This window comes from Stenotrophomonas sp. P5_A8 (assembly GCF_056400545.1).
In genome coordinates this window covers 1-6,226 of sequence record NZ_JBFULB010000232.1, presented here as the reverse complement: position 1 = coordinate 6,226, position 6,226 = coordinate 1, and the positions used below count along the sequence as shown (strand labels likewise).

Below are 6,226 nucleotides of genomic sequence, written 5' to 3'. Positions count from 1 at the left end.
CCCTGGTCGAGCGTCACCGGAATCTACCAATCAGACTGCGAATGGCAAACGTGGACCGAGGATTCTCAGTTCATCAACAGCCACACCCGAAGTCATCCGCTCGGCGCTCGCGCTGAGGTTTCTGTACCTGTTCCCCACCGGCGCCATCAACAGCGGTGAGCGCCTCGCTGCTCAAACGAATCAGTCGCGACAAGAGCCGGGACCGCCGTTTTCCTTGGGTGCGCCATCTCATTTACATCATCAGGGCCTTTCTGCGCCTGGGCTCACTGCCGGATGCAAACGCCGGCCCATATGGCTTATAACCAACGCCGGTCGCCACCATCTTAGCTGGCGCCGTGTCACACCCTACCGGGCAAGCGGTCGAAAAAAGAACGGTACACCGGAGTGCCGGGCTACCGGAGCAGCAAACCGGTCCCCATGGGCAACGCCGCCGTAGATCATTTGAGAACCTGCGCCTACGGTGACGTCCTGGAAATGGGCAGCCGGATGATCGATGCGGGCCACATCCTCGACCCCAACACTGCCCGGCTCTTGCTCGAACTGGCTGACGAATGCGCCGACAACTGGATGCGCAAGGACAGCGGCTTCTGGGAACTGGGCGACGCGCAGCACTACACGATGTCCAAGGTGGAATGCTGGATGGCGCTCCGCCGAGCCTGCGAACTCGCCGAAGCTGGCCACATCACCACTGCCCGTCTGCCGCGCTGGCAGCGCGAGAAGGAACGCATCCTGGACTGGATCGACGAGCACTGCTGGCATGAGGCAAAGCAGAGCTACGTGATGCATGCCGGCAGCGGCCGGCTGGACGCGAGCCTGATGCTGGCTTCGCGCTTCGGCTGGGCGAGGTGCGCCGGGAGCGTTTCACCGCTACTCGGGAGGCCATGCGGCGCGAACTGACGGATGAAAGCGGCGATCTGCTTTGGCGCTACAGCGGCATGCAGGACTGCGAAGGGACGTTCATCAGCTGCGCGTTCTGGATGGTGGAAGCTTACGGCCTGCTGGGCGAGACGGAAGAAGCCAATCGCTTGTTCGGCGCCCTGCTGGCCCGCGTCCAGAATGACCTGGGCCTTATGCCGGAGATGTGGAATCCCCAAGCCAACGGGGGGCTGGGCAACACGCCGCAGGGCCTGAGCCACTTGGCCTTGGTGCATGCTGCTGATGCGGTGGATGGCGAGTAGCGCCGCGCACCCACTTAGGCCGATGTTCCCCGGGGCGTTGAAAGGGCCGGCGCGAGAGTTGGCTCTATCCCAGGTTGCTACCGCTTCGGGTATGCACTGCCCCTGTTCGCACTCACCTAGCACCTATGCAGCCGTTGGTGGCTGGCCTCGCCCCGCCTCCTCTAGGTAAATTGCGAAGGGCCAGTCTCCCAGTTGCTGTGCCAACGAGAGGGCATCCCCTTCCTCCACATCCGCGCCATATCGAATGAGGACGGACGCAACAGATATCTTCGCGTCAATCTTCATCTCTTCTGCCATCACCAGCCAAACCAGAGGCGGCTCATCGCCTTCGTCTTCCGTGAAAGGATAGCTGTTAGGCCCTACACCTCGGCTTAGCAACGCTTCGACCAGCTCGATGTCGCCCTGAACACAGGCGTGATGCAACTGCGGGTAGGCCAAAGCCCTGCCGCGGTCAATGACGGCCTTCGGGAGCTGCTCGACCGCTTGGCACATTTGTCTAAAAGCTTCTCGAAACTCAGGGAGGGTCACATAGAGTTTGCCCCGCCCGTCAGCTATCGCCTTCGGCAGCAGTTCCATGGGTATCTCCTTTCAATCCCGGCTGGCGTGCTCGGACCCGCGCCCAACCATCCTATACCCACCGGCTTCCCAGTCACAGAAGTAGAGGCCAAGTCATCGTCGCTGCCATCTTGGCTGGCCAATGAACCAACATGAGGATTCACTAGGCACCGCGAAGCGCACGGACCACGCCTGGACGCGCTCAGTCCACCAATCCTTTGATGATCTCCAACCCGAACCGTCCGATCGCCGCAGCTGCCAGCTCTTCGTGGCACCTCTGATCCGCGAGCGGTCTGATATGCAGCTAGGCGCAACGCCGGCGAGGCGGTCCGGACCGGTGACCCGCCGCGGAATTCGAAAATTGCATCCTCATCCATCCTGCCACTGCCGGGCGCGGTGCCCAATTTATCCACCCTCGACTCGCATCCAGTGACGTATCGATGTGCCGTGCGAATATTCTCCTGGGCTCAATCTAGTATTGAGCGACTGAGTCCCGAGAACGCCTCGGCGGCAGCGCGCGCAATGCCCCCAGCCGAGCGCTAAAGCGTTTGGCTACCATAAACCGAGTATTGAGCCCTATGCCTGGGGCGCTCTTGTCAGTTCGAACATCCGCCCCACCGAAGCTATTTGAGCACTTTGGCGCTCTTCCCTACAGGCAGGTCTAGTGCAGGCCTGCCCTCCTCATCCCAATGCACTGGCTGCACGCGCGGCGAACGTTCGGGCGTACAACCCATTTCAGGGCCCGGATTGGCGTGATACACGATCCATGGCGTTCCGTCACTCATCTGGAAGAACCCGTTATGTCCCGGCGCATATACATTGCCGGCCGGGTTCTTCGCCAAGATAGGGTGCTTTTCCTTAGACCACGCTTTTGCATCCAAGGGGTCGGCGCCTGCTTTGGCGTGCAGCAGGCCAATGGCGTAATCATCGGACCAGCAGGCGCTGCCTGAGTAGGTCAAGAACAGGTCACCGTTAGGGCCCTCCAGGAATTCGGGACCTTCCAGGATCTGCCGTCCACCCTTCATCTCCCAAGTCTGGTCGGGGCGCGCGATGATGGTTTCCGCTCCAGTCAATGTCCAGGGATTGGACATGGCCACGATGGCCAGCACGCTGTCCGGGCCAACATAGGGGGAGTAAACGAAATAGCGCTTTCCCCCGGTGCTAAAGGTCGTGCCATCTATTCCAGGATGGGCAGTGGCCAGGCGGCCGCGGTCGCGCCATTCGCCGGTGGTGGGGTCCCCGCTGCTGTTCTCCAGCACGAACACGCCGCGGTGTGCGTCTTCCTGCCCTCCGGCAATGCCGCTGGCGGCGGCCGTGTAGTAGATGTACCACTTGCCCTCGATGCGGTGCAGTTCCGGGGCCCAGATCGAGGTGGCGTTGGGTCCGGTCGCCGGTGGCCGCCACACCGTGATTTCCTGTGCCGCATCAAGCTTGGCAAGATCGGTGGTGGCGCGGATCGCCAGCCGGTCGCCGTGTGTGCCCATGTAGTAGAAAATCTTGCYCTCGCGGGTGATCCAAGGGTCCGGCCCGGACAGCAGAAGTGGATTGTCCGTTGCCGGCGCTATGGCGGATACGCCGCCAGATGCCTGCAGGAGCGCCGTGACTACCAGCGCACGAAGCGTGCCATTGAACATCTTCCCCTCCCGTGGAATGCCGCGCTGACAGGCTTGCCAGCGCCGCACAACCAAATCATATAATCGGACAATAGGCAACACTCCGTCCGCCTTGAGGATTCGCCATGCAGCAGCGTCACACGGACAGCATCATTGGCATCAACTGGGGCAGCTCCAATCTGCGGGCCTACCTGATCGGGGCCGATGGACGAAGGCTGGACGCATACGAGATGCCCGTCGGAGTGGCACTGCTGCAGCGCGAAGGCATGGCCGCCGCCGCCGATGCGATCCGGGCACGGTGGCCCGACGCGGGCCATGCCTATGCCGCCGGCATGATCGGTTCCAACGTTGGTTGGATCGATGCCGGCTATGTGGATTGTCCTGCGGGCGTGGAGGCGGTCGCGCTAAGCCTAGTATCCGCCCGCATCGGTACGCTGGATGTGAGCATCGTGCCCGGCATGGCATGTGTGCGCCCCGTCGACGGTGCGCCCGATGTCCTGCGTGGTGAGGAGACCGAATTGCTGGGCTTGCTCAGTGGTGGAAACATCGGCCTTGATGCCATTGTCGCCCTGCCGGGTACGCACACGAAGTGGATACAGCTCATCGATGGGCGTGTGGACAGTTTCATGACCTCGATGTCGGGTGAACTGTTCGACCGTTTGGCCAGCGCCGGCCTGCTGGCATCCGTGCTTGAGGGGCCCGGCACACCCGGGGCGGCCTTTGCCGAAGGCGTGCGCGCGGCGGCAAACGGTCCGCTCGGGTTGGGCGCCCTGCTCTTCGGCGTTCGCGCGAAGATGATTCGGCGTGCGCTGCCTCGCGACCAGACCAGTTCGTACCTGCGCGGCCTGCTGGTCGGCGCGGAGATCGCCGACGCGCTGGCGCTGTTTCCTTCCCTGAGAGATGCGTCGGTGCCCTTGGTCGGTTCCGGTCCGGTCAACCTGCTCTACCAGGCGGCATTGGCCGAACTGGGCATCGCAGCGCGGCCGACCGCGTCACCGGACGCTGTGGTGCGCGGCTTTTCGGCCATCCATGCGATGACTGCCGCAACGCAGTGACGGTCCGCATTGAGCGCTTGTTGCGTCGCAACGTGCGTATTGTCTGATTATATGTTTTTGTACGCTCCACGACATCGAGAGGGGTCTTGAGCAATGCGTGCTGGCAAGGGGAAAACGGCAGGATTGATCGGCGTATTGGCACTTTCCGCAGCGGGTGTCGCCGAGGGCCAGGAGCGGACGGTGGTGGGCAAGTTGCCGGATGGAACCAAAGTGGAATCCATCTTGCTGCGCGATGGCAGCGGCATGCAGGCCCGGGTTCTGACCCTGGGCGCGGCACTGCATTCGCTGGAAGTCCCGGACCGCGATGGTGCGTTCGCCGACGTGCTGCTGGGCGACAAAGATCTGCAAGCCACGCTGGACAAACCGCAGTACTTCGGCACCATCGTCGGCCGGTTCGCCAACCGGATTGCCAAGGGCCGCTTCACCCTCGATGGGAAGACCTACCAGGTCCCCGTCAACAATGGTCCCAACAGCCTGCACGGTGGAAGCCGGGGATTCGACAAGGTGGTGTGGCAGGTCGTGGACGTCACACCGGACCACGCCACCTTGCGGCATGTCAGTCCCGATGGCGACATGGGCTTCCCCGGCACACTCACGGTCACCGCGACCTATGCCTTGAAGGGCAATGGCCGGCTGGAGATCGACTACAGCGCCACCACCGACGCGCCCACCATCGTCAATCTCAGCAACCACTCCTACTGGAATCTTTCCGGTGAGGGATCGGGCTCGGCGATGGGGCACGAGCTAACCATTCCGGCCAGCGCCTATACGCCGGTGGATGCGACGTTGATTCCCACTGGGGTGCTGCAGCCGGTGGCAGGGACCGCGTTCGATTTCCGCACGCCCAAGGCGATCGGTCGCGACCTGCGCCGGGGCGACGAACCGCAACTGCTGCACGGCCAGGGCTACGATCACAATTGGGTCATCAGCAAGGCGCCGGTGCGTGAACTGCGGGAAGTTGCCCGTGTCCACGACCCGCGCTCCGGTCGCGTGATGACGCTGCTCTCCACTCAGCCAGGGCTGCAGTTCTATTCGGGCAACTTCCTGGATGGCAGCACGGTGGGCAAGAGTAGCCGCGTGTATCGCCAAGGCGATGCGATCGCGCTGGAACCGCAGTTGTTCCCCGATACCCCGAATCAGCCGGCCTTCGGCTCGGCACGACTGGCGCCGGGTGAGACCTATCTGAACCGGATCGTCTACGACTTCACTACGGACCGCGCTGCCAACCAACGCCGCTGATCCCGCGCCCTGCGCACCTGCCGGTCTCTGTGCCGGCACCACCACCACGTAGCGCCCGCCTCCCGGTTTCCGCCAGGACGGGCAGCTCATGATCCAAGGAGATGCATCTGATGCGAAAGTGGCCTTCCCTCTTGCTGGCGACGTTGCTCGCCGTTGCGCCCATGGCGCATGCGACCGAAGCCGCACGCTGGACGCCGGCGCAGGCTGAAAGCTGGTATGCGAAGCAGGAATGGCTGGTGGGGGCGAACTACACCACCTCCAACGCCATCAACCAGCTGGAAATGTTCCAGGCCGACACTTTCGACCCGGAAGCCATCGACCGCGAGCTTCGTTGGGCGCACGAGCAGTTCGGCATGAACACCATGCGCGTGTACCTCCACGATCTGCTCTGGCAGCAGGACCCGCAGGGCTTCATCAAGCGCGTGGATACGTTCCTGAGCATCGCTGAAAAGCATGGCATCCGCCCGATGCTGGTGCTGTTCGACAGCTGCTGGGACCCGGACCCGAAGCTGGGCCCGCAGCACCGCCCCATTCCCGGCGTGCACAACTCCGGCTGGGTGCAGAGCCCGAGCCGCCACTTGCTGGT

The 6,226-nt window shown here is 63.0% G+C and carries 6 protein-coding genes and 1 pseudogene; 5 read left to right on the top strand and 2 right to left on the bottom strand.

The window, feature by feature from the left end; translation table 11 throughout:
• Positions 1–417: 417 nt before the first annotated feature.
• Together AC1DQP_RS14925 and AC1DQP_RS14920 are read left to right on the top strand one after the other, a co-directional pair.
• Entirely contained in the window at positions 418–897 is a 480-nt protein-coding gene (locus AC1DQP_RS14925) for a glycoside hydrolase family 15 protein (protein WP_457321663.1), read from the top strand.
• On the top strand, positions 882–1,178 hold the full coding sequence (locus tag AC1DQP_RS14920) for a hypothetical protein (protein ID WP_457321661.1): 297 nt from the start codon (positions 882–884) through the stop codon (positions 1,176–1,178). The genes AC1DQP_RS14925 and AC1DQP_RS14920 overlap by 16 nt, the downstream gene beginning before the upstream one ends.
• A 123-nt stretch (positions 1,179–1,301) precedes the next feature.
• Here AC1DQP_RS14920 and AC1DQP_RS14915 read toward each other — a convergent pair whose 3' ends face one another.
• Together AC1DQP_RS14915 and AC1DQP_RS14910 are read right to left on the bottom strand one after the other, a co-directional pair.
• Positions 1,302–1,754 (bottom strand): hypothetical protein, encoded by a 453-nt coding sequence (locus tag AC1DQP_RS14915; RefSeq protein WP_478051899.1) that lies wholly within the window; start codon positions 1,752–1,754, stop codon positions 1,302–1,304.
• A 602-nt stretch (positions 1,755–2,356) separates the two neighbouring features.
• Positions 2,357–3,367 carry a glycoside hydrolase family 43 protein gene (locus tag AC1DQP_RS14910; RefSeq protein ID WP_478051898.1) on the bottom strand — a complete coding sequence of 337 codons (1,011 nt, stop codon included), beginning with the start codon at positions 3,365–3,367 and terminating at the stop codon, positions 2,357–2,359.
• A 104-nt stretch (positions 3,368–3,471) separates the two neighbouring features.
• On the opposite strand from AC1DQP_RS14910, the gene AC1DQP_RS14905 reads away from it, so the two are divergent.
• The 3 genes and pseudogenes from AC1DQP_RS14905 to AC1DQP_RS14895 form a co-directional block, all read left to right on the top strand.
• The gene (locus tag AC1DQP_RS14905; RefSeq protein ID WP_457320086.1) at positions 3,472–4,401 is read left to right on the top strand and encodes a 2-dehydro-3-deoxygalactonokinase; all 930 of its coding nucleotides are present in this window, start codon (positions 3,472–3,474) and stop codon (positions 4,399–4,401) included.
• Between the two features lie 93 nt (positions 4,402–4,494).
• Positions 4,495–5,640 (top strand): aldose epimerase family protein, encoded by a 1,146-nt coding sequence (locus AC1DQP_RS14900; RefSeq protein ID WP_457320088.1) that lies wholly within the window; start codon positions 4,495–4,497, stop codon positions 5,638–5,640.
• 110 nt (positions 5,641–5,750) lie between these two features.
• Positions 5,751–6,226: pseudogene (locus AC1DQP_RS14895) on the top strand (1,4-beta-xylanase); the annotation flags it as partial.